Annotated in this window: 18 protein-coding genes and 1 tRNA gene; 4 read left to right on the top strand and 15 right to left on the bottom strand. The window is 68.8% G+C overall.

Features of this window, described 5'->3' with window-relative positions:
* Positions 1-226: 226 nt before the first annotated feature.
* The 3 genes from KME82_RS21070 to KME82_RS21080 all read right to left on the bottom strand — a co-directional run bounded on the left by KME82_RS21070 (position 227) and on the right by KME82_RS21080 (position 2,737).
* The gene (locus tag KME82_RS21070) at positions 227-1,690 is read right to left on the bottom strand and encodes a heparin lyase I family protein (RefSeq protein ID WP_215495735.1); all 1,464 of its coding nucleotides are present in this window, start codon (positions 1,688-1,690) and stop codon (positions 227-229) included.
* A gap of 481 nt (positions 1,691-2,171) precedes the next feature.
* Positions 2,172-2,247: transfer RNA gene (locus tag KME82_RS21075), tRNA-Thr, on the bottom strand.
* 97 nt (positions 2,248-2,344) lie between these two features.
* The gene (locus tag KME82_RS21080; protein ID WP_345777996.1) at positions 2,345-2,737 is read right to left on the bottom strand and encodes an SPOR domain-containing protein; all 393 of its coding nucleotides are present in this window, start codon (positions 2,735-2,737) and stop codon (positions 2,345-2,347) included.
* Between KME82_RS21080 and KME82_RS21085 the strand changes: the two genes are divergently transcribed.
* Positions 2,661-3,221, top strand: a complete 561-nt coding sequence (locus KME82_RS21085; RefSeq protein ID WP_215495736.1) for a hypothetical protein — start codon at positions 2,661-2,663, stop codon at positions 3,219-3,221. The two genes, KME82_RS21080 and KME82_RS21085, sit on opposite strands and share 77 nt — an antisense overlap.
* A gap of 21 nt (positions 3,222-3,242) precedes the next feature.
* On the opposite strand, the gene KME82_RS21090 is transcribed toward KME82_RS21085, so the two are convergent.
* From KME82_RS21090 to KME82_RS21105, 4 genes are all read right to left on the bottom strand, one after another.
* Positions 3,243-4,001: a type III pantothenate kinase gene (locus KME82_RS21090; RefSeq protein WP_215495737.1), complete on the bottom strand. Its 759-nt coding sequence runs from the start codon at positions 3,999-4,001 to the stop codon at positions 3,243-3,245.
* Positions 3,998-4,996: a bifunctional biotin--[acetyl-CoA-carboxylase] ligase/biotin operon repressor BirA gene (gene birA / locus KME82_RS21095; protein ID WP_215495738.1), complete on the bottom strand. Its 999-nt coding sequence runs from the start codon at positions 4,994-4,996 to the stop codon at positions 3,998-4,000. The genes KME82_RS21090 and birA overlap by 4 nt, the downstream gene beginning before the upstream one ends.
* Positions 4,996-5,676: a glycerol-3-phosphate 1-O-acyltransferase PlsY gene (plsY, locus tag KME82_RS21100; RefSeq protein ID WP_215495739.1), complete on the bottom strand. Its 681-nt coding sequence runs from the start codon at positions 5,674-5,676 to the stop codon at positions 4,996-4,998. The genes birA and plsY overlap by 1 nt, the downstream gene beginning before the upstream one ends.
* Positions 5,677-6,621: 945 nt before the next feature.
* Positions 6,622-8,481, bottom strand: coding sequence for a DegV family protein (locus KME82_RS21105; protein WP_215495740.1), 1,860 nt, complete (start codon positions 8,479-8,481; stop codon positions 6,622-6,624).
* Between the two features lie 240 nt (positions 8,482-8,721).
* Between KME82_RS21105 and KME82_RS21110 the strand changes: the two genes are divergently transcribed.
* Positions 8,722-8,994, top strand: a complete 273-nt coding sequence (locus tag KME82_RS21110) for a hypothetical protein (RefSeq protein WP_215495741.1) — start codon at positions 8,722-8,724, stop codon at positions 8,992-8,994.
* Positions 8,995-9,064: 70 nt separating this feature from the next.
* Positions 9,065-9,871 (top strand): zinc-dependent peptidase, encoded by an 807-nt coding sequence (locus KME82_RS21115; protein WP_215495742.1) that lies wholly within the window; start codon positions 9,065-9,067, stop codon positions 9,869-9,871.
* A 404-nt stretch (positions 9,872-10,275) separates the two neighbouring features.
* Here the strand turns inward: KME82_RS21115 and KME82_RS21120 are convergent, their stop codons facing one another.
* The 5 genes from KME82_RS21120 to dusA form a co-directional block, all read right to left on the bottom strand.
* Positions 10,276-11,685 (bottom strand): ATP-binding protein, encoded by a 1,410-nt coding sequence (locus tag KME82_RS21120; RefSeq protein ID WP_215495743.1) that lies wholly within the window; start codon positions 11,683-11,685, stop codon positions 10,276-10,278.
* 73 nt (positions 11,686-11,758) lie between these two features.
* Entirely contained in the window at positions 11,759-12,442 is a 684-nt protein-coding gene (locus tag KME82_RS21125) for a response regulator transcription factor (protein ID WP_036106626.1), read from the bottom strand.
* A gap of 57 nt (positions 12,443-12,499) precedes the next feature.
* On the bottom strand, positions 12,500-12,850 hold the full coding sequence (locus KME82_RS26690) for a hypothetical protein (protein ID WP_228464837.1): 351 nt from the start codon (positions 12,848-12,850) through the stop codon (positions 12,500-12,502).
* Positions 12,851-13,040: 190 nt separating this feature from the next.
* Positions 13,041-13,967: an arginine deiminase-related protein gene (locus KME82_RS21135; protein WP_215495744.1), complete on the bottom strand. Its 927-nt coding sequence runs from the start codon at positions 13,965-13,967 to the stop codon at positions 13,041-13,043.
* A 16-nt stretch (positions 13,968-13,983) separates the two neighbouring features.
* A complete protein-coding gene (gene dusA / locus KME82_RS21140) occupies positions 13,984-14,988 on the bottom strand; it encodes a tRNA dihydrouridine(20/20a) synthase DusA (RefSeq protein ID WP_215495745.1) in 1,005 nt (334 codons plus the stop codon).
* Between the two features lie 230 nt (positions 14,989-15,218).
* Between dusA and KME82_RS21145 the strand changes: the two genes are divergently transcribed.
* Complete coding sequence (locus tag KME82_RS21145; RefSeq protein WP_215495746.1) at positions 15,219-17,276, top strand: DUF11 domain-containing protein; 2,058 nt, start codon at positions 15,219-15,221, stop codon at positions 17,274-17,276.
* A 63-nt stretch (positions 17,277-17,339) separates the two neighbouring features.
* Here KME82_RS21145 and rtcA read toward each other — a convergent pair whose 3' ends face one another.
* The 3 genes from rtcA to KME82_RS21160 all read right to left on the bottom strand — a co-directional run bounded on the left by rtcA (position 17,340) and on the right by KME82_RS21160 (position 22,146).
* A complete protein-coding gene (gene rtcA, locus KME82_RS21150) occupies positions 17,340-18,359 on the bottom strand; it encodes an RNA 3'-terminal phosphate cyclase (protein ID WP_215495747.1) in 1,020 nt (339 codons plus the stop codon).
* 136 nt (positions 18,360-18,495) lie between these two features.
* Complete coding sequence (locus tag KME82_RS21155; RefSeq protein WP_215495748.1) at positions 18,496-19,737, bottom strand: RtcB family protein; 1,242 nt, start codon at positions 19,735-19,737, stop codon at positions 18,496-18,498.
* Positions 19,738-20,595: 858 nt separating this feature from the next.
* On the bottom strand, positions 20,596-22,146 hold the full coding sequence (locus KME82_RS21160) for a TROVE domain-containing protein (RefSeq protein WP_215495749.1): 1,551 nt from the start codon (positions 22,144-22,146) through the stop codon (positions 20,596-20,598).
* Between the last annotated feature and the right edge of the window lie 48 nt (positions 22,147-22,194).

The raw sequence follows: 22,194 nt of genomic DNA on the forward strand, positions 1-22,194 counted from the left end.
GTCCTCTGCCGCGATGGCTGACGGATGAGCGCGCGGCATCGATAGGTGAACGCTGACGATGCCCGCGGCATCGCGCGATCGCCGCAACAGGGCCGTTGCGGCCGCCGACGATGGAGGCATTCTAGTCCGTTCGTGCTGAGCGGGGTCGTCACCGCGGGGCCGGCGGCTTGTCGGGGCCGGGCCGATCGCGGGAAGCAGACAGCAGGTCGCGAGCGCCTTCGCGCGCTCAATCGACCCGGCAATCCAGGCTCAGATCGACCTGCTCGCCGTCGCCCAGCCGTCCCAGTACCGCGCCGCTGCGCAGCGCATCCACCGGCACGGTCGGCGCCGGACACGCCGAGCCGCTGCACGACGCCGGCCCCGCGCAACTCAGGCCCGCCAGCGCCTGGCTGCGCACGACCGCGCCGATCGCCGCATCGGGGCCGTGGTTGGAAACGACGATGCGGTAGTGGCTGGTCGAATCGCGCGCGACCGTGTCGTCGGCCTGATCGTGGCCGCCGGCCGCGCTGGTGTTGGTGACCGCAACGGCCAGGTCGGCACGGGCGTTGCGGGTATTGGTGAAGGTGCAGCTCAGTTCGTCGTGCGCCGACACCGTCACCAGGAACGAGCTGCCGTCGCCGCGCGGCGCGGGGCCGGTGGCATTCGCGTTGGTGCAGGCGTAACGGCTGAGGTAATTGGACAGACTCGTACCGGGCGCGCTGGACGCAGGCGCTTCCGACAATTCGTAGGTGGTGCCGGCGATCGGGGCGATCAGCACCGCGGCATGCGATGTCACCTGCGACCGGGTTCCCGCGGTATCGGCGCTCACCGTCTGCCCCGGTCCGCGTGGCGCGATCGACAAGGTGAACTGATCGGTCGGGTTGAAACGGCCGCTCGCCGCGAACGCCTTGTTCAGGCGGATCATCGGCGAAGGCGGCGCGGTCACGGTGATGTCGTCGTGGTAGACGATGCGAGTCAGCGGCGCGCCGCCCGCGGTGGTGGCATCGGGTCGATACAAGCCCCACTGCAGCACGCCGTGCTGACCGGCGCTCGCCGGATCGAACGTGGGGTAATCGATGATCGTGGCCTTGCGGGTGAAATCGGCCTGCGTATCCAGGCGCATGTCGGCGATGAAATAGCCATCGGAATTTCGCGACCACAGGATGTCGAAGCGGAAGTCGATCCAGCGGTTGTCGTACGGCCTTATGTCGTCGATCAGCACGATCTGCCGCGATCCGTACCGCAGGACCATCTGGTTGCGTCGCACGCCGATCAGGAAATCGGCCGCGCCGTTGACGTGCTTGAATTGCCAGACGATATCCAGCGGCGTGGAGCCGCCGGTCCAATCCTGCCAGTCGTCGAGCAACACGCTGAAGCTGTACAAGCGATGGTCGCCGTCGCGGTACAGCGCCGCCGGCACGCGATCGGTCGCCGTCTCGCTGCGTGGCTTGCCGTAGGACACATACGCCGGATCGTCGAGGTTCACCTTGTGGCCGACCGAATACAGGCCCGATCGTGCGTACCGGCGGCCGACGAACACCGCGTCCGGCGCGGTCGCGGCGGTGGTCTCGATCCGCGCGATGCCCGAATCGGTGGTGCCGGTTTCGTAATCGGCGACCAAGGTCGGCGTTTGCGCTGCGACATCCTGGGCGCACACCATCAGGCCGATCAGACAGCAAGTCATCAACGCGCGTATCGGCTCCATGGCCATGAGTTCGCTCGATCAACTGACGCGTGGGAAACAAGGACGAAGCCGCGGCGCGGCCATCGACCGTCGGGCACGATCCCGGCCAAGCCTGCTTGGCGGGACCGGCGATTCTCCTGCCGGGAAAGCGCATGCGCAATGCTGCGGTCGAGGCCGAACAGGAACTGTGCGCTGGGCCGAAAACTGGGCTGTCAACGTATTTCCACGCGTTCGGCATGACATGAGTGCCAGTGGCTTTTAGCGCATGCTGACTCGCCGTGCCAAAGATACGCTATTCGGTGTATCGAGCGATGCTGAATGTTCGGTGTTGCGGCTCGGTGCGCGAGCGGCGGTCGCGTGCGAAGGCGAGCTGTGGTTTTCGTGGTTGCCGCGGGGAGGTATTCGAGCCGTGCGAGGTGCGCTGCTAAGGCGGCATGTGAACTGGCGGCCGGAATGGGCGCGGCCTTCGGATGGGTTGGCCAGGCGGTTGTTTTTTCTCGGGGTCACGTGGTGCCGCTTGTCCGAATCGAACGGACGACCGCTCGCTTACAAGGCGAGTGCTCTACCAACTGAGCTAAAGCGGCAGCTTGACGTGACGGGCGACCAGCGAGCGGGTCGGTGGCGCCGGCGCATTCTATCGCGCCCGGGTCTCATCGCGACAGCGCGACGCGCCGGTCGCGATCAGCCCAGCCCGGCGCAGGAACGGCCGCGCCAGCGCGAGGCACCGGCGGCGCGGCGCAGCGCATCGCCGTTGGAGGTGGTGGTGGCGACGTCGATCCAGGTCGGGCCTTCGCCGCTTTCGCCGAGCGCTTCGACCCGCGCGGTGAAGCCGGCCGCGCTCAATTCGGCGCCGCGCTTGCGCGCCGATTCCTCGCTGCGGAAACGGCCCAGCGCGATCGCATTGGCTTCGCTGCCGCTCATCACGAACAGATCGCTGAAACCGGCCGCGCGGATGCGCTGCGCGGTGGCCTGCGCGGCCTCGGCGCTCGCCTGCGGCATGTACACGCGCCAACCGCGTGCATTGCTGGTGCTGGCCTGGGTGTGGGTGGCCAGTTTCTGGGCCAAAGGCTGCAACTTCGCGCGTGCCGCGGCGGCCGCGGCGGTGTCGGCGAACGGCCCGATGCTGAAGCATTGCGGCTTGGCTTCGGGCGCCGGTGCGATCGGTGTGGTCGCGGGTGCGGGCGCCGACGGCAATGGCGCAGCGGTCGCCACCGTGGAAGCCGGCGGCGGCGATGCGGCCGGCGGGGTCTGCGGTTTCTCCACCGCAGGCGCCGGTGCCGAACTCGCAGGCGCAGCCGACGCGGGCAACGGTGCCGGCGACGATGCCGCCGGCGCAGCACCGGCCGTTGCCGTTGCCGTTGCCGTCGCTGGCGTAACCGCGCGTAGCTTGGCGGCGCTGCGCGGCTCGCCGACCATCTGCAACCGCGCCACGCCGAGCGGAAGTCGTTCCTGTGGCGGCGCAGGCGGCACGGGCCGCGCGATCCACCACGCGGCGACGCCGAGGTTGAGCGCGATCAGCAGGACGATGAGGGCACGAACGAGCATGCGCGGATTCTAGCCTGCCCGGTCGCCGCCCCGCTCAACGCGAAGTTTCGATTCCGGCCCAGATCGACAGACCTTCCAGCACCAAGGTCGGCGCGGCGATCGGCGACGGCAGCGCGGCGGCGAGCGCGTCGCTGCCGCCGCCGTGCAGCAGCAACTGCGGCACGGTGCCCAGCTTCAACTTGGCCACGGTCAGGCTGCGCTCGATCAGCGCCAACGCCGCGCCGTCGCAGCCCGACGCCAGCGCATCCTCGGTATCGGAAGCGAACGACATGCGCTGGCCGCCGAGTTCGGGCAACTGCGGCGCGCGGCCGTGCAGCGCTTCGCGCATCAGCGTCGGCGACGGTGCGATCAGACCGCCGTGATGCAGGCCGCCGGCATCGAGCAGGTCGATCGTCAACGCAGTGCCGACGCCGCAAATCAAGGCCGCGCCTTCGCCGCGCGCGTGCGCGCCCAGCAGGGCGAGAAAGCGATCGACGCCGAGCTTGCGCGGTTCGGCGTAGGCGATGCGCACGCGGCCGAAACCGTCCAGCTCGAAACTCGGCTGGGTGCGCGCGATCGAGATCCGGCCGCAGCGTTCGGTCAACGCCTGCACCACCGCCATGCGCAGCGCCGGATGGGCGACGCTGGCCAGATAGGCGACCTCGATGCGCTCGTCCGGCAAGGCCTCGGCCAAGGCCGCGGCGACGTCTTCCTCGCGATGCGGCAACGCCAGCGCCGGGCCGGGGCGGCCGCGCGCATCCAGCGGCGCGCACTTGAGCCGGGTATTGCCCAGATCGAACAGCCAGGCGCTCATCGCGCATCTCCCGCGCCGCGGCGCACGCTGACTTCACCGGCGTGGAAGCGGCGTTCTTCGCCGTCGGCCAGGCGCACCCGCAACGCGCCGTCGTCAGCCAGGCCGATCGCGGTGCCGGCATGATCGGCCTGGGCGCCGTGGACGGTCACCGCCTGCCCGGCCAAGGCGTCGAACGCGGCGTAGCGATCGATGAAAGGCGCCAGGCCGGCGGCGTCGAACTCGTCCAGCGCCGGCAGCAGGCTGTCGAGCAAGGCGGCGACGACGGTATTGCGCGACAACGCGCGCTGCGCGGCCAACGTCGCCAGATCGCACCAGGGTTGATCGATCTGCGCCGCGGCCGCGGCCGGCATGCGCACGTTGAGGCCGAGGCCGATCACCGCCCGCGCCGGGCCGGCGTATTCGCCGCCGCCCTCGACCAGCAGGCCGCCGAGTTTGCGCAGGCCGGCGCCGTCGAGCACGACCAGATCGTTCGGCCATTTCAATCGCACATCGGCATAGCCCAACCGCTGCAAGGCCTCGACCGCGGCGATGCCGGCGACCAGGCTCAACCCGCCCAGGCGCGCGAGGCCGCCGCCGAAACTGCGCGACAACGACAGATACAGATGCGCGGCCAGCGGCGAGGCCCAGACCCGGCCGCGCCGCCCGCGCCCGCCGGTCTGGCGTTCGGCCAGCAGCACCGCGGCGCCGTGCGCGGGCGTGGGCCGGCGCAGCAGCTCGCTGTTGGTCGAATCGATCGTCCAGGCCACGTCCAGCGCCGCCAGGCGCGCACGCGCGTCGGCCTGCATGACCGCGCCGATCGCCTGCGCGTCGAGCAGGTCGAGCGGCTGCGACAAGGCATAGCCGCGACCGGGCTTGGCCTCGATCGCGACCCCGGCTTCGCGCAGGGCCTCGATGCGTTTCCACACCGCGGCGCGGGTCTGCCCGGCCGCGCCGGCCAGCGCGTCGCCGGTGGCGGGACCTTCGATCAGGCGTTGCAGCAGCGCGCGGTCGTCCATCAGCTCCGGCGCCAACGGTGCAACAGGCGGGCGCCGTTGAAGCGCGACTCGGTGCCGGCGCGCAGGCGGGCGAGATTGCCGCGATGGGTGAACACGATCAGCGCCGCCGCGGCCAGGGCGAAATACAGCCGCGGCAGGCCGGCATCGCCGAGCCAGGCCAGCAGCGGCAGGCACAGCGCGGCGGTCACGGTGGCCAGGCCGACATAGCCGCTGAGTACGATCACCAGCGCCCACAGCGCCAGCAGAATCGGCAGCGCGAACGGCCACAGCACCGCCAGCCCGCCGACCAGGGTCGCCGCGCCCTTGCCGCCGCGAAAGCCGTGCCAGATCGGCCAGACATGGCCCAGCACCGCGGCGAACGCGGCCAGGTAGCCATGCGAGGTCACCGACAAGGCATGCCCGACCGGCGCGTAGCGCAGCGCCAGCCAGGTCGCCAGCGCGCCCTTGCCGATATCGAACACCACCACGCCCACGGCGAAACGCAGGCCCTGGGTGCGGAAGGCATTGGTGCCGCCGGCATTGCCGCTGCCCTGGCTGCGGATGTCGACCCCGCGCAGCTTGCCCAGCAGCAGGCTGCCCGACAGCGAACCGATCGCGTAGGCGGCCACCAGCAGCGCCACCGAGACCGGCGCCAGTTGGGTGACCACGGACAACTGCGGAGAGAGTGGATCGAACGGCATGCGCGGATTATGCGGGAGCCGGCGCGGGTTCGAACGCGGCGGGGATCGATCGGCGATCCGCGCAAGGCACTGGTGGCGTACGGGCTGTGACCGGCGTGCTGGTTGATTGCGCCGTCACGCGCAGTTCGCCGTCGCCGCGGCGGCCGCGTATCCGACGGTAGGAGCTGCGCAAGCTGCGACTGCGAAACCCCGGCAACGACGCCGGCTGCACAGAACCTGCGTCGTAGCCGCAATGGCGCGGTCGCGGCTCGCGCCGCTCCTACAGGCAGGCCATTCGGGAGTCGCCGCGGCGGTCCCGTATCCCACTGTAGGAGCTGCGCAAGCTGCGACCGCGAAACCTCGACAACGACGCTGGCCACACAGGACCCGCGCCGTAGCCGCTATGGCGCGGTCGCGGCTCGCGCCGCTCCTACAGGTAGGCCATTCAGGAGTCGCAGCGGCGGCCCCGTATCCGACTGTAGGAGCTGCGCAAGCTGCGACCGCGAAACTCCGACAACGACGCCGGCTGCACAGAACCTGCGTCGTAGCCGCTATGGCGCGGTCGCGGCTCGCGCCGCTCCTACAGGCAGGCCATTCAGGAGTCGCCGCGACGGCCCCGCATCCCACTGTAGGAGCTGCGCAAGCTGCGACCGCGAAACTCCGACAACGACGCCGGCTGCACAGAACTTGCGTCGTAGCCTCATTGGCGCGGTCGCGGCTCGCGCCGCTCCTACAGGTAGGCCATTCGGGAGTCGCCGCGGCGGCCCTGTATCCGACTGTAGGAGCTGCGCAAGCTGCGACCGCGAAACCCCGGCAACGACGCCGGCTGCACAGAACCTGCGTCTTAGCCGCATTGGCGCGGTCGCGGCTCGCGCCGCTCCTACAGGCAGGCCATTCAGTAGTCGCAGCGACGGCCCCTAGGCCATGCGGGAACGACACGAGCTGCACCCGCGTCGACGCCGCGCCTCAAACCGCCCCGGGCACCGGCTGCAACGACACCAGCAACGCGCCCCGCCCCGCATGCGCGCCCAGCGCCGGGCCGGTCTCGACCAGCCAGGCCCGCTCCAGACCCAGCCGTCGGCGCAACGCTTCGAGCAGCCGTTCGCCGTCCGCGCGCGCATCGCAATGGCCGATGATCGCGCGCCAGCGCTGCCCACGCGGCGCGCGCCGGGCGATGTAGCGCGCGAACGCTTCCGGCGCGCCGGCCTTGGCGAACACCCCGCCGCTGACGCCCAACCGGCCCTCGGGCTTGATCTTCGCGATCGGGGTCAGCCCGGTGAACCGCACCAGCGGCACCGCCCACGGCGGCACCCGGCCGCCGCGCACCGCATGCGAGATGTCGCGCGCCATCGCCCAGGTCAGGGTCAACGGCCGCAGCCGTTCGAGTTCGGCCACGATCGCCGGCAGCTCGATCCCGTCGGCGGCCAGCTCGGCCGCGCGCCAGGCCAGCAGGGCCTGGCCACCGGCGGCGTTGAAGGTGTCGAACACCTGGATCCGGCGCGCACCGCTGTCGTCGGCGCGGGCGGCGGCCTGTTCGCCCGACTGCAAGGTGCCCGACACCGCGCGCGACAGCCCCACGTACAGGACCTGGGCGCGATGGCCGAGCAGGAATTCGAAGGTGCGGCGGAAATCCCCCGGCGGCGGCTGGCTGGTGCGCGGCAGGTCGGCGCTGGCCGCCATGCGCCGGTAGAACTCGGCGGTCGCCAGGCCGGTCTTGTCGAGGTAATCGCGGCCGTCGATCGACACCCGCACCGGCACCACGTGCAGGCCGTAGTGTTCGGCCAGTTCCTCGGGCAGGTCGGCGGCGCTGTCGGTGACCACGGCCACGCGCTGCACGCGTTCGATGCTGCGCTGCTGCGCCAGCATGTCGTCGGCCTTCATGCCCTCGACCACGCCGAACCGCGCGCACGCATCGAACAGCATCTGCGGAGCGCCGACATGCGCATGCACGCGCAGGCGCGTGGCGCCGCCGGCCAGCACCAGCGAATCGGCGCCGATCGCTTCGAGCGCGTCGCGCAAGCGATCGCGCGGCAGGTGCTCGCCGACCAGCAGGCATTCGCTGCACCAACGCCGCAACGGATCGACCGTCTCGTGCAAGGCGGGAATCGCCGGATCGGTGTGATCGGCGGCGTGGCCATGCCCGCCGCAGCCCTCGTTCGCGGCGATGCCGGCGCCATGCACGCGCAGCGCGCGCGGGCCGCCGTCGACGAATTCGGCGATGCCTTCGAGCAGGTCGACGAAACCCTGCGCGCCGGCATCGACCACGCCGGCCTTCTGCAGCAGCGCCATCTGCTGCGGCGTGTACGCCAGCGCCGCGCGCGCCCGCGCCAGCGCGCTGACGAAGCCCGGGCGCGGGTCGCCGTCGGCGCTGGCCGCGGCGGCTTCCTCCAGCGCGTCGGCGAAAGCGTTGATGACGCTCAGGATGGTGCCCTCGACCGGGTGCGCCAGCGCGGCGCGGGCGTTGGCCGCGCCGTGGCGCACCGACGCGGCCAGGGTGCTCGCGTCCAGCTCGGGCTGGGCGCGCGCGTGCTCGGCCACGCCGTGCAGGAACTGGGCCAGGATCGCCCCGGAATTGCCGCGCGCGCCGTCGATCGCGTCGTCGCCGATGCGCTTGAGCAGTTCGCCGATGTGGCGGCTGCGCCGGCTCAGCGCCCCGTTCAGCAGGCTGCCCAGGGTATGCGCGAGGTTGTTGCCGGTATCGCCGTCGGCCACCGGGAACACGTTGATCCGGTTGAGCAGGTCGCGGCCGGCGATGACCCGGCGCGCGCCGGAGATCAAGGCCCGGCGCAGGGCGGGCGCGGTCAGCGGCAGGCGTGCGTTCGGCATGGGCCCAGTCTGGCGCAAACCGGGGCCGGCGCTTGCTGCGGCGCACAAGCGACGGCGCGGGCGAACGGTGCGGATCACGGGTAATCCGGGCGACGCGGCCGGGCACGCTGCGGGTCGATCGGGGCGAACGGAAGGGCACACTCGATGATCCGGCCGAACGGCCGGATTCGGTAACGGTTTCGCGCTATAGTCGGCAATGGTCCCGGGCGCATCGCCGGGCCGACCTCCAAGGATTCCGCCATGTTACGGATCTGCACCTGCCTGCTGCTCGCCCTCGCCAGTGTCCTGGTCGTCGCGGAGGTGAGTGCGCGCGAGGTCAACAAGCTCAGCCAGGCCGACGCCTGCTCGGCCTCGCAGAAGACCGCCGCCGACCGTCCCGCCGCGCGCACCAGCGCCCCGCCGCCAACCGCGCGCGACACCAAGGCCAAGCCGAGCATGCACAGCGATTCGGACAGCACCAACCGCTTGCAGTCGCCGCGCTGGCACAATTTCCTGCCGGGCATGTTCCGCTGATCGGACGGCCGCGCCGAACCGATCGCTTCGCCGACCGGATGTTCCACTGACCGCCTAGGCCGCCGCACCCTTGTTCGAGTTCCTGCGCCGTCTGCGGCGCCCCGCCCCATCCATCGACGACGAACTGTGGCGGATCACCGTCGCCGCCTTGCCGTGGGCGCACGCACTGGATGCGTCGCGACAACAGCGGCTGCGCGAGCTGAGCACGCGCTTCCTGCACGAGAAGACCATCACCCCGGTGCAGGGTTTGCATCTGGACGAAGTGCAGCACGGCATGCTCGCGGCGATGTGCTGCCTGCCGCTGCTGGAATTCGGCCCCGAAGGCCTGCACGGGTGGTCGCAGATGCTGGTCTATCCCGACGAGTTCCGGGTCAAGCTGGTCGACTTCGACGAAAACGACGTGCAGCACGAGTGGCACGAGGAAATCAGCGGCGAGTCGCACGACAACGGCGTGCTGATCGTGTCCTGGGCCGACGTCGTCGCCGAATGCGCCGCGCCGCATCGCGGCGACATGGTGGTGATCCACGAGATGGCGCACAAGCTGGATTTTCTCGATGGCCTCATCGACGGCACGCCGCCGTTGCCGCGCGAATGGCAGCTCGAATGGGCGCGCGATTTCCAGGCGGCTTATGAGGATTTCGGCGACGAGGTCGATGCCTTGCTCGACGCGGTGGACGACGACCCGGACCTGGTGCTGAGCGAGGACGAACAAGCCGGTTACCTGCACGGCATCCGCACCACCGCGGCCGATGCGCCGGAAGAATTCTTCGCCGTGGTCAGCGAATGCCATTTCAGCAATCCCGGCGCGCTGCTGGCGCGCATGCCGCAGGTGGCTGCGCATTTGACCCGGTTCTATGGGCCGTCGCCGTTCGCCTGAGCGCAAGCACGAGGTCTTTTGTGGGAAGGGCTTCAGCCCCGATGCTTTCCTTTTAGATCACTTCGAATGTTCGTGGCGATCTGAGCGAAAGGCATCTTGCTTGAACGCAAGCACGAGGTCTTCTGTGGGAGGGGCTTCAGCCCCGATGCTTTCCTTTCAGATCACTTCGAATGTTCATGGCGACCCGAGCGAAAGGCATCTTGCTTGAACGCAAGCACGAGGTCTTTTGTGGAAGGGGCTTCAGCCCCGATGCTTTCCTTTCAGATCACTTCGAATGTTCATGGCGATCCGAGCGAAAGGCATCGGGGCTGAAGCCCCTCCCACAAATGACTTCGTGGCTCACAGGTCGATGAGCGTGAGCGCGAATCAACAACGAGCCCGCGCAAACAGCGCCCAGCCGACGCCTACAACCCCGGCGGCAGCTTCACTTCGAACCGCGTCCCGCCCAGTTCCTCCGAGGGCGTGACATCCAAAGTGCCGCGATACCCGCGCACCAGGTCCTGCACGATCGCCAGGCCGATGCCGTGGCCATGCACGCGCTCGTCGCCGCGCACGCCGCGCTGCAGGATCGAGGCGACCTTGTCCGGCGGAATGCCTGGGCCGTCGTCGTCGACCGCGAGCAACAGGCCGGGCCGGCGATTGGCCGCGGTCTCGCCGGGCTGCACCGTCAACAGCACCCGCGAATTCGCCCACTTGAACGCGTTTTCCAGCAGGTTGCCGAGCAGTTCCTGCAAGTCGCCGGGTTCGCCGTGGAACTGCACGCCGTCGGCGAGATCGAATTCGCACAGCACGCCCTTGGAGGCATAGACCTTTTCCAGGCCGCGCACGATTTCCTCGGCATGCGATTCGATCGCGATCGGCGCGGCGAACAAGGCGTGTCCGCCCGACGCGGCGCGCGCGAGCTGGTACGACACCAGATCGTTCATGCGCCGCAGTTGCACGCTGACGTCTTCGCGCAACTCCGGATCGATCGGCACCGGCCCGTTCTCGTCGTCCAGGCGCGCATGCAGCACCGCCAGCGGCGTTTTCAGGCTGTGCGCGAGATCGGCCAGGGTGTTGCGCTGGCGATCGAGGTTTTCGCGTTCGCTTTCGATGAAGGCGTTGATGCTTTCGGTCAGCGGTTCGAGCTCGCGCGGATGGCGCTCGCTCATGCGCGAGGCGAGGCCGCGCTGCACGCGCTTGAGCTCCTCGATCACGCGTTTGAGCGGGCGCAGGCTCCACTGCATGATCAGCGCCTGCAACAACAGCAAGATCACGCCGGCACCGCCGAGATAGCGCCACAGCGCCTGACGGAACACCGCGACCTGATGGCGCAGCGCGCTGGTGTCTTCGAGGATGTAGATCGTGTACTGGAATTCGGACTTGGCGTCGCCGTCGACGCTCCAGATCAGGCCGCGCCCATAGCGATACGCCTCGCCGGTGCGGCCGCTGATCTCGGTGACCGGCAACGGGCCTTCGAAGGTTTCCTCTGTGGGCTTGAGCATGCCGCCGTCGGGCAGCACCGGGCCTTGCGCCGACATCGAATCCCAGTGCCCGTTGGGCAGGATCACTTCGGCGTACAGGCCGCTGCCGGGCCGGTCGAAACGCGGGTCCGGCGGATCGTAGGGCGGGATGATTTCGCCGCCGCGGCCGAAATCGGTGTCGGCCGCATACGCCAACGCGTAACTAGTCAGACGCTGGCGCAGATTGCTTTCGGCGGTCTCAAGGAACGCGCGGTCGAGCGCGTAACCGGCCAGGGCCAGGAAGGCCAACAGGCCCAGACTTGCGGCCAGCAACTGGCGCGCGCGCAGCGAGCGCGGCTGTCCCCAGCTCATGGCATCGGGCGGGCAACGCGGCCCGCATCAGGAAAAGACGCGGGCCGCATAAGGCTCCGGTGGTACTCCGGTATCAGTCGCCGCTGCGCGGGATCGCGAAACGATAGCCGCGGCCACGCACGGTTTCGATCGGCTTGAGCGCGCCGTCGGGATCGAGCTTCTTGCGCAGGCGGCCGATGAACACTTCCAGCACGTTGGAGTCGCGGTCGAAGTCCTGCTGATAGATGTGCTCGGTGAGATCGGCCTTCGAGACCAGCTCGCCGGCATGCATCATCAGGTACTCCAGCACCTTGTACTCGTAGCTGGTGAGGTCGACGTTGGTGCCGTTGACGCTGACCGTCTGCGCGGCCAGGTCCAGCATCACCGGACCGCATTCCAGGGTCGGCTTGCTCCAGCCCGCGGCGCGGCGCACCAGCGCGTTGAGGCGCGCCAGCAGTTCCTCGACGTGGAACGGCTTGACCAGGTAATCGTCGGCGCCCTGCTTGAGGCCCTCGACCTTGTCCTGCCAGCTCGAACGCGCGGTCAGGATCAACACCGGGAATTTCTTGCCCTCGTCGCGCAGCGCCTTGATCAGCTCCATGCCCGACATCTTGGGCAGGCCCAGATCGATGATGCCCAGGTCGAACGGCACCTCGCGGCCCATGTACAGGCCTTCCTCGCCGTCTTGCGCGGCATCGACCGCGAAGCCCTCGCGCTTCAGGCGCGCGGCCAGGGTCTCGCGCAGAGGCGCTTCGTCTTCGACCAGCAGAATTCGCATGGGCACTCCCTTGATGAAGTCGGTCCGACCGGATCGTTTGGACCGTCGGAGCGAAGGTTAGTCGTTATCGTTGTCGTCGCGGCGTGTAGGGCGATCGTCGTCGCGGCGCCCACGCTGCTGGGGGTCGTCCATGTAAACACGGACCCGGCCACTGGAATCGACCACTTTGACCCGATTTACGTCACGGCCGTCAAAAGGGATGCGTTCGGCGCTAAGCACCTGGCCGCCGCCGCTTTCGCGTTCGACCCGGCGGATCGCGTCGGACAGGGAGCGATGGTCCTCGCGACGGTCGTGGCCGCGCCAGGGCCGGCCGCCGTCGTCTTGCTGCTGCGCCATGGCCTGGCCGACCGCCGCCGACGAGGCGACGAGCAGCAGCAGGGACAGGACGCGGGCGGACCGGATGCTCATGACGACGAAGTTGACCCCAGCGGAACAATAATGTGCGCAAATCGCAATGTGCAGGCATTTTCGAAACGTAGCGGTGAATCCGATCTGAACTTTTCCGAACGGTCCCAGCCGCCATTCAGGCCGGTACGACCGCCGTCACACGTTGTCGCGGCGAAAACCGGTCGGAGCGCCACGCCCATCGTCGACCCGATCAGTAGATTTCGCCGACGCAGCAGCGCAGCGAACCGCCACCGGCCTCGATCGCGTCCAGTTCGACCGTCGCCACGGCGAAGCCCGCGTTGGCCAGCCCGACCCGGGTCGACGGCGACAGCGAACGCCCGGCCGCCGCGCTCATCCAGACCTTGTCGGGCGACAGCGCGATCGAATTGGCCGCGAACGCCGCGTGTTCGGCGGCCGACAGCAGCCAGCCGTGCGGCGCATGGAAGCCGGCGATCGCCTCGGCCACGCCAGCATCGGCGAATCCGCCCGGACACACCAGCGCGGCGCGGCCGGCCAGCACCGCCAGCACCACATTGGTGTGGTATTCGCCCGGCGCCAGGTCGAACAGCAAGGTGGCGCGCAGCCCCAGCGCCTGATGCATGAGCCGCGCGCCGGCCTCGTCGCAGCGCTCCGACAGGCCGGCGTAGCCCAGTCCGCGGGCGCGGTCGATCACCAGCGCGCCGGTGAGTTCGCACGGATGCGGCTGGGTCGACAGGTCCACTTCGGCGTAGCCCAGCACCTGGGTGAAGAAGGCGCGGATGTCGGCCCGGGTCGCTTCGCGCTGGCGCACCGGGTGGCGCATGCGCCCGATCACGCAGCGCGGGCCGGTGGCCGCGCCGGCGCTGGTGGCGAAGACGTTGTTCGGAAACAGCGCGTCCGGGGTGTCCGGATCACCGGCGAAGCAGATCGTCGGCAGCACCGCCGACAAGGCGCGTTGCAGTTCGCGGTGCTGGGCGCTGGCCCGGCCCGGGTCGAACGCGTCGGCCTGGGCCATGTAGCGGTTGTCGCCGGCCGATTGCTCGGCGCGGGCGAAGCCGTCGGGCGCGACCAGGAACGCGGCGCGCGCGGTCGCCGCGCCGAAATCGGCCGGCAACGCGCGGGCGTGGGCGAAGAAGGCGGCGTGGTCGCGGGTGATCATGATGGCGTGGAGCCGCTCAGGCGGCGTCGCGCGCGGCGAACGACTCGGTCACCGCCAGCGCCTGCTCGATCAGCGACCAGTCCGCGCCGGGCTTGTGCGCGCCTTCGCTGAGGACCTGCCGGAACGCACGGCCGCCGCGCTCGCCGTGGAACAGGCCGAGCATGTGCCGGGTGATGTGCTTGAGGAATACGCCGCGTTCGAGCTGGCTTTCGACATAAGGCCGCAGCGAGCGCAGCAGTTCGGCGCGACTGCGCAGTTCGCCGCCGAACCAGGCCGTGTCCAGCCGATGCAGCACGTAGGGCTCGTGGTACGCGGCGCGGCCGAGCATCGCGCCGTCGGTGTGCTGCAGGTGCGCGGTCGCCTCGTCCGGCGTGGCGATGCCGCCGTTGACGACCACCTGCAGCGCCGGGCGCTCGCGCTTGAGCCGATAGGCCCAGTCGTAGCGCAGCGGCGGCACTTCGCGGTTTTCCTTCGGCGACAGGCCCTTGAGCCAGGCGTTGCGGGCGTGGACCACGAACATCCGGCAGCCGGCCGCGGCGACTTCGTCGACGAAGGCCAGGAACACTTCGAAGCGGTGGTCGTCGTCGACCCCGAGCCGGCACTTGACCGTGACCGGCACGTCGCAAGCCTCGACCATCGCCGCGACCGAGGCCGCCACCAGCGCCGGCTCGCGCATCAGGCAGGCGCCGAAGCGTCCGGCCTGGACCCGATCGGACGGGCAGCCGCAATTGAGATTGATCTCGTCGAAGCCGCGCTCGGCGCCGATCCGCGCCGCCTGCGCCAGCAACGCCGGCTCGCTGCCGCCGAGCTGCAACGCGACCGGATGTTCGACCGGCTCCATCGCCAGCAGGCGCGCCCGGTCGCCGTGGATGACCGCGTTGGCGTGGACCATCTCGGTGTACAGCCGCGCATGCGGGGCCAGAGTGCGGTGGAAGACGCGGCAGTGGGAATCGGTCCAGTCCATCATCGGGGCGACGGACAGGCGCAACTGCGCGGCGGGAATGGCGGGCGTGGGGATCATCGCGGCTATTGTAATGGCTAGGGCCGCGGCGACCTGCCGACAGCCGGCGGCCCCCCGGGCATCGCCGCCGGCCGCGGCGGGACTCGCGATTTGCGACTAAGCACCCGAAAACCGCAAAAACACGACATTTTCGGTGTCGTTTTTGATCTTAATTTCATCGAAACAAGCGGATTTTGAGTGCGTGCCGGACGCGTCCATGGGGGATGCCGGATCGCGCCCGGGGGAGCCGCATGTCCAGATCGGAGGCAAACCGCCGGATCGGCCTGCCGATCATCGCCACCGTGGCCGCGGCGCTGTCGTGCATGTCCGCCGCCCAGGCCCAGTTCAAGGTGTCCTCGACCTTCCGCAACAACACCGAGCCGGGCTGGACCATCACCGGCACCAACAATGCCGGCATCAACGACAGCGGCATCCTGACCGGCGGCTACGGCGCCATCCCCAACAACGTCAACGACGCCAACGGCAGCGGCTGGCTGCGCCTGTCGACCAACAGCAACAACCAGCAGGGCCTGGCGTTGTACACCGGCGGCTCGTTCCCGTCCTCGCAGGGCGTGATCGTCGAGTTCGACTACGTCAACTGGGGCGGCAACGGCGCCGACGGCACCACGTTCTTCCTGTACGACGCGCTGGGCACCATGGTCGGCGCCCAGCCGGGCGGCAGCCTGGGCTATTGCGGCGGCAACGGCGGTTACCTGGGCATCGGCCTGGACGAGTTCGGCAATTTTTCCGGTTCGCTGCCCGGCGTACTGGGCGGTTGCCCGGCCAACAGCAGCAGCCCCGGCAGTCAGGCCCAACGCGTGGTGCTGCGCGGACCGGTGACCGACAACAACCGCTGGCTCGCCAACGCCGCCGTCAGCGGCGGCATCGACACGCCCAGCGTGACCACCCGGCCGGCCGCCGAACACATGATGGTGGCGCTGCTGCCCAATACGCCGCAGCCGGGCTATACGGTGACCGTGTCGATCGGCGTCAACGGCGGCACCCCGACCACGGTGCTCAGCAACGTCAACTTCAACTACCTCGCCCCGGCCAACCTGCGCATGGGCTATGCCGGTTCGACCGGCGGCCTCAATAACGTCCACGAAGTACGCAACATGAGCGCCTCGGTGCCGGCCGATATCGGCATCACCAAGACCGTCTCGGCCGCGCGCGTGCGCCGCGGCCAACCGGTGACGTACACAGTCGTGGTCAGCAACCTCGACATCAACCCGGTGGTCGCCGGCAACCAGGCGCCGTCGATCCCGGGCACCGACGCGCCCGACATCACCGACACCTTTCCCAGCCAGCTCACCGGAACCGCCTGGACCTGCGTGGCCAGCGCCGGCTCCACCTGCCCGGCCCCGTCGGGCACCGGCAACATCGCCGTCACCGGCGGCTACAGCCTGCTGCCGGGCGGCACCCTGACCTACACCGTGACCGGCACGGTCGCCAACAACGCCGCCTGCAACGCCACCGTGACCAATACCGCGAGCGCGCTGTTCTCCGACACCGACCGCTTCGGCGACATCAACGCGGCCAACAACACCGCCAGCGCGAACTTCGCGGTCGACTGCATCAACCTGGCGGTCGACAAGACCACCGCGCAGACCCAGTTCACCGCCGGCGGCACCGGCACCTACAACATCGCGGTCAGCAACAGCGGCACGATCGCCACGACCGGCGCGCTCACCGTCACCGACACATTGCCCGCCGGCCTGAGCGTGGCTGACGGCGCGGTCGCGCTGAGCGGCGCCAACGCCGCCAACTGGGCCTGCATCGCGGCCTCCAACACCCTAACCTGCACCAGCGCCAGCGCGATCGCCGCCGCGGCCAATTCGACCTTCGGTTTCAACGTCGCCGTCGCCTTCGCCGCCACCGGACCGGTGGTCAACACCGCACGCGTGGCCGGCGGCGGCGACGCCAACTGCCCGCTCGCCACGCCCTGCGCCGACCCCACGCCGACGAGCACGCCGATCGTGCGTCCGTCGGTGAGCCTTCGCATCAGCAAGACCGACGGCGTCGGCACCTTCACCCCCGGCGGCAGCGCCACCTACATCATCACCGCCTGCAACCAGAGCGGCCCGGACCCGGCCAACGGCGCGACCATCACCGACCCGCTGCCCGCCGGCGTGACCCTGAGCGGCCCGTGGAGCTGCGCCGGCAGCGGCGCGGTCCTGGGCACCTGCCCCGTGAGCGGCGGCGCGGTCGGCGGCAACGCAGTCTCGGTGACCGGCGTGGTGTTGCCGGTCGGCGGTTGCGTGAGCGTGAACGTGCCGGTGAGTTTCAGTTCGAATCCGGCGGATTACTGAGCGCGGCAGCATGGCCGCGACCAACCAACGCCGCACCGCCGCGTTCGCGGCGCAGCAGCCCGGTTACGAACGCACGGTGACGCGCCAGCACTGCCGATCGACCTGCACCCAGTCGATCTCCACCGGCAGGAACTTCTCGATCAGGCACGCGTTGCTCGACAAGTGATCGCTGATGAAGGCCGTGGTGAACTCGCCGCCGCCGGCCAGCGCCATCGGCAACAGCAACTGATCGGACAGGTGTTCGGCGACGGCGGCCGACGACGCCAGATACGCCGACACCTGCTTGACCAGCCCGATCGCGACCTGCTCGGCGCTGAGACCGCGCTCGCCCAAGGCACTGAACAACTCGGTGTGCTGCTCGCCCTGCACGCGCAGCATCAGCACATTGCCCGGGCTTTGCGCGAGCGCGGCGCGACGCAGGTGCTGATGCTCGGGCGCCAGGCTCAAACGCTCGGCGACGACCTGCAACTCGCGCTGGCCGATCTGGTCGTGCAAGGCCGACAACAACGCGGTCGCCTCCAATTGCGGCGCCGGGTCGCGCCGATCGAATGCATGTATGCGCAGCTGCGCGTTCGGCGCCACGCGCAGCTGCAACGCACCGCCGCCGGCCGGGAAGAACCCATGTCGCAGCAAGGCGAATTCGGTGTCCACGCCCATGCGCCGCAACGCCGGCAGATACGCCTGCGCGATGAAGTCCGCGCACGGCGCCAGCGGGTTATGGGTGCCGCCCTCGATGATCACCTCGGACGGCCCGTCGCACGACCACAGCGCCGGCAATACCGTCTGCATCACCAAGGTCGCCGACCCGGCGGTGCCGATCGAGAAACGGTAACGCCCCGGATTGACCGCGCCGGGAATGAAACGCAGCGTGGTCGCGCCCAATTGCGCGCCGTCGACGTGCGCGCAGCCGATCTGCGCGGCCGCGCCGACCGCGGTCAGATGCTGGCGCATCAAGCCCGGGCGCGAACGCTTGGCGCGGATGTGCTGCATCTCGAACGCGGTGCCGGTGCACAGGCTCAGACTCAATGCGGTACGCAGCAGCTGTCCGCCGCCCTCGATCCCGCTGATTTCGATCAATTCCATCTTGCGATCCATGACTCGGGGCGGCCTTGCGGACGCCCGTACTCCTTTGCTTGTCTTGTTTTCTCAACGAACGGCCAAAGCCACTCGTGTGGCATCGCCGATCCACGCACGGTCGAATCTCATCCGTGCGACGGCCTCAGCCCTTGACGCACACCACCTGCCGCAGCGTATGCACGATCTCGACCAGATCGCTCTGCGCGGCCATGACCGCGTCGATCGACTTGTAGGCGGCCGGCGACTCGTCGACCACCTCGGCATCCTTGCGGCATTCCACGTGCGCGGTCGCCTTGGCGTGATCTTCCAGGCTGATGCGCTTCTTGGCCTCGGTGCGGCTCATCACCCGGCCCGCGCCGTGGCTGCAGCTGTGGAAACTGTCGGCATTGCCCAGCCCGCGCACGATGAAGCTCTTGGCACCCATGCTGCCCGGGATGATGCCCAGCTCGCCCTTGCGCGCGCTCACCGCGCCCTTGCGAGTCACCAGCACGTCCTTGCCGAAATGGTGCTCGCGGTTGACGTAGTTGTGGTGACAGTTCACCGCCTCGGCCTGGGCCTCGAACGGTTTGGCGATCACCTTGCGCACCGCGTCGACCACATGCTTCATCATGATCTCGCGGTTGCTGCGCGCGAACTGCTGCGCCCACTCGACTGCATGCACGTAGTCGTTGTAGTGATCGCTGCCTTCGGGCAAGTAAGCCAGATCCTGGTCGGGCAGATTGATCATCCAGCGGCGCATGTCCTGCTTGGCCAACTCGATGAAATGGCTGCCGATCGCGTTGCCGACCCCGCGCGAGCCCGAGTGCAGCATGAACCACACGCGGTTCTCCTCGTCCAGGCAAACCTCGACGAAGTGATTGCCGGTGCCGAGCGTACCCAGGTGATTCAGATGATTGCTGCGCTCGAGCTTCGGGTGCTTGGCGACGATGCGATCGAAACCTTCATGCAGACCCGACCATCGCTGCAACGAAGCCTCGGGCGGATTCGCCCAGGCGCCCTTGTCGCGCAGTCCGCGGCCGACGGTGCGGCCGTGCGGCACCGCTTTCTCGATCGCGGCGCGCACCTCGCCCAACCGGTCCGGCAGGTCCTCTGCCGTCAACGTGGTGCGCACCGCGATCATGCCGCAGCCGATGTCGACACCGACCGCCGCCGGCACGATCGCGCCCACGGTCGGCACCACCGAGCCCACGGTCGCGCCCTTGCCCAGATGCACGTCGGGCATCACCGCGATCCAGCGGTGGATGAAGGGCAGCTTGGCGATGTTCTGCAACTGGCGGCGCGCCTCGTCTTCCAGCGGCACGCCGCGGGTCCAGTGCTTGATCGGCACCGAGCCCGGGTCGTTGATCACGTCGTATTGAACGGTGGCGTGAGTATTGGCGTTCATGGTCTTGCTCTCTGTGTTGCGGGCCTTGCGGCCCTCGCTCCCGCCGTCGCTCCTGGACGACGGGAAGGTGAAGGATGCAGCGTCGCGGCGCATGCGGCCAGCGCTGGTCAGCGCCCGGGCATGACGACCGCTCGCGGCGGTAAAGGGCGCGGCACGATGCGACCAGTAGAAGCGGAACATTGAACTTGGAAGGTTGTAGTTCCGCCCGCATTCGCATCGTGACGCGTTTGAAGCAAAAGCCGATGCATCGCGACCAGGTTTACGCGGAACATCCTGTGCTCTACCCGACTGAGCTACCGTCTCGCAACGGGCGGGACTCGAACCCGCGACAACAGATCAATGTAGTTCCGCAAAGCATTCGCGATACAGCGGTAAAACGGTTGCAGCGTGTCGCAGACCGATGAATAGCCTTTTCCCGTAATCTTCCAGATCGTCATTCCCGCGAACGCGGGAATCCAGTGTCTTTAACGCGACCTGCACGAAAGTCGCTGGATCCCCGCGTTCGCGGGAATGACGAACTGGCAGATTCGTAAAGCCTAGAAAAAATCGACATATCACGACTAGAAACGACGAAACGTTTTCCTGCTCTATCCACTGAGCTACCGTCCTGCGACGGGTGGGATTCGAACCCACGACCTGGCACGTGATAGGTGTAGTTTCGTCAAGCATTCGCGATACATCGACAAACCAAAAACCTGGGCCGGCCGGCGGACCCTATTGTCCGCCGGCCCTTCCTGCACCGCATCGCACCTCCATGGCGCGTGCGGCCGACGGACCGTCCTGGTCCGTCCGCGCGAACGTATCCCTCGTTCGCGTTGCGGCGCCTCCCTGCGCCGCGCGGCACCGCCCTGTTGCCGCTTACAGCGTGATCGAATCGATCCGCTCCACCCATCGCGTCGCCGCCCCGCCCTGCGCCGCGTACACCGCCAACAGGTCGAACACCGCGTCGCTGAAGCCGCCGATATGCAACACGTCCGACGACTCGACCGTCTGGCTGGTCGCGGTCGGCTGCAAGTCGATGCAGACCATCCGCGCATCCGGGCAACGCGCCTTGATCTGCGCCCACTCGCGCATCGTCGCGGTCGCGCCGCCGTTGCGGGTGTCGCGCCAGCTTTCGTTGTCGGACACCAGCACCAACAGATCGACCCGGGACTTGTCGCGATTCAACTGCGCCAACGGCGCGCTGACCGCGGTGCCGCCGCCACACAAGCCCGCCAACTGCGTCGCCTGGGTCATCACGCTGTCGCGCGGGTTCAAGCGCAGCTTGCGCACTTCGGTGTCGAACGGCATCACCCGCGCGCCCTTGTGGTTGCGCTGGATGCAGGCCGCGACCAGCGCCGCCACGTCGACGCAACGCATCTTGGTGGTCGCCCCCTTGCGGTAACCGGTGACCGGCGAAGCCATCGAACCCGACACGTCCACCGCGACCACGACATCGCCTTCCAGCGCCGGCACCTGGCGGGTCGCGATCTCCATCGCGTCCTGCAAGGCCTCCACGATTTCCACCGGCAAGCCGGCGGCGGCGTGGTACGCGCTCAACAACTGGTACGGAAACACGCGGGCGTTGCGGATTTCATCGCGATCGCGCATGCGCTCGGCGATCTCCTTGACCACCTTCGAGCCATTGAACACGCCATGATGCTGGAACGTGTTGAGGTTCATCCGCAACGTCTGCCACGACACCGTCCGCGCCAGGTAGATCCATTGCGCATCGGTCAACGGCAACGAGCTGAAGTACTGCATCGGCAGCTTCGGCATCGACGCGGACTGCGAGCGCTTGAACGCCTCATACGCCCGCACCTTGGCCGGCAGCGCCGCCTCGTCGACCGGCTTGCCGAGCAACCACGCATACAACGCGGCGCGCTCGGCATCGGCCGGCTTGGGGTGGACCATCTTGATCACGTCGGCGAGCGAGGGCTGATTGCCGATCGCCGCGCTCAACAGCTGGTCCACCGACGCGCGGTCGAGCCACTGCCGCACCAGGCGCTTGGGACGCGAGCCCAGCGACTTGCGACCCACCTGCCCGCTGCGCACGATCTGGACGAAGTTGCGCAGCATGCGGCCGTTGTCGATCACCCGGCCGAACGCGCGCTCGAACGCTTCGCCGTCGCGACTGGTCAGGCTGGCCAACAACAGCGCCGGCATGTCCTTCATATGGCCGCGCTGGCGGGTGTAGATCGCGGTCTTGGCGACGAACGCCGGCTCGACCTGCGCGCACAACCTCAACACGTGATCGAGCTGCTGCTCGGCGCTGGCGTAGAAGGTGTTGTTCAAGCAGCCGGTGGCGGCGTACAGCGCCAGCGCCGACTCCGGGCGGCGCGCATAGGCCAGGCCGCCGGCCTCGTTGCACGAGGTGGCCGCCGGCAGCGCCGGGCCGCGGGTCGAGGCGAAGAGGTTGAGGTTGGCCATCGGGGCATTCCGGGTTGGGACTTGCCTGTACTAGAGCAAGCGCCGTGC

The organism is Lysobacter capsici, from assembly GCF_018732085.1.
Lineage (GTDB): Bacteria > Pseudomonadota > Gammaproteobacteria > Xanthomonadales > Xanthomonadaceae > Lysobacter > Lysobacter capsici_A.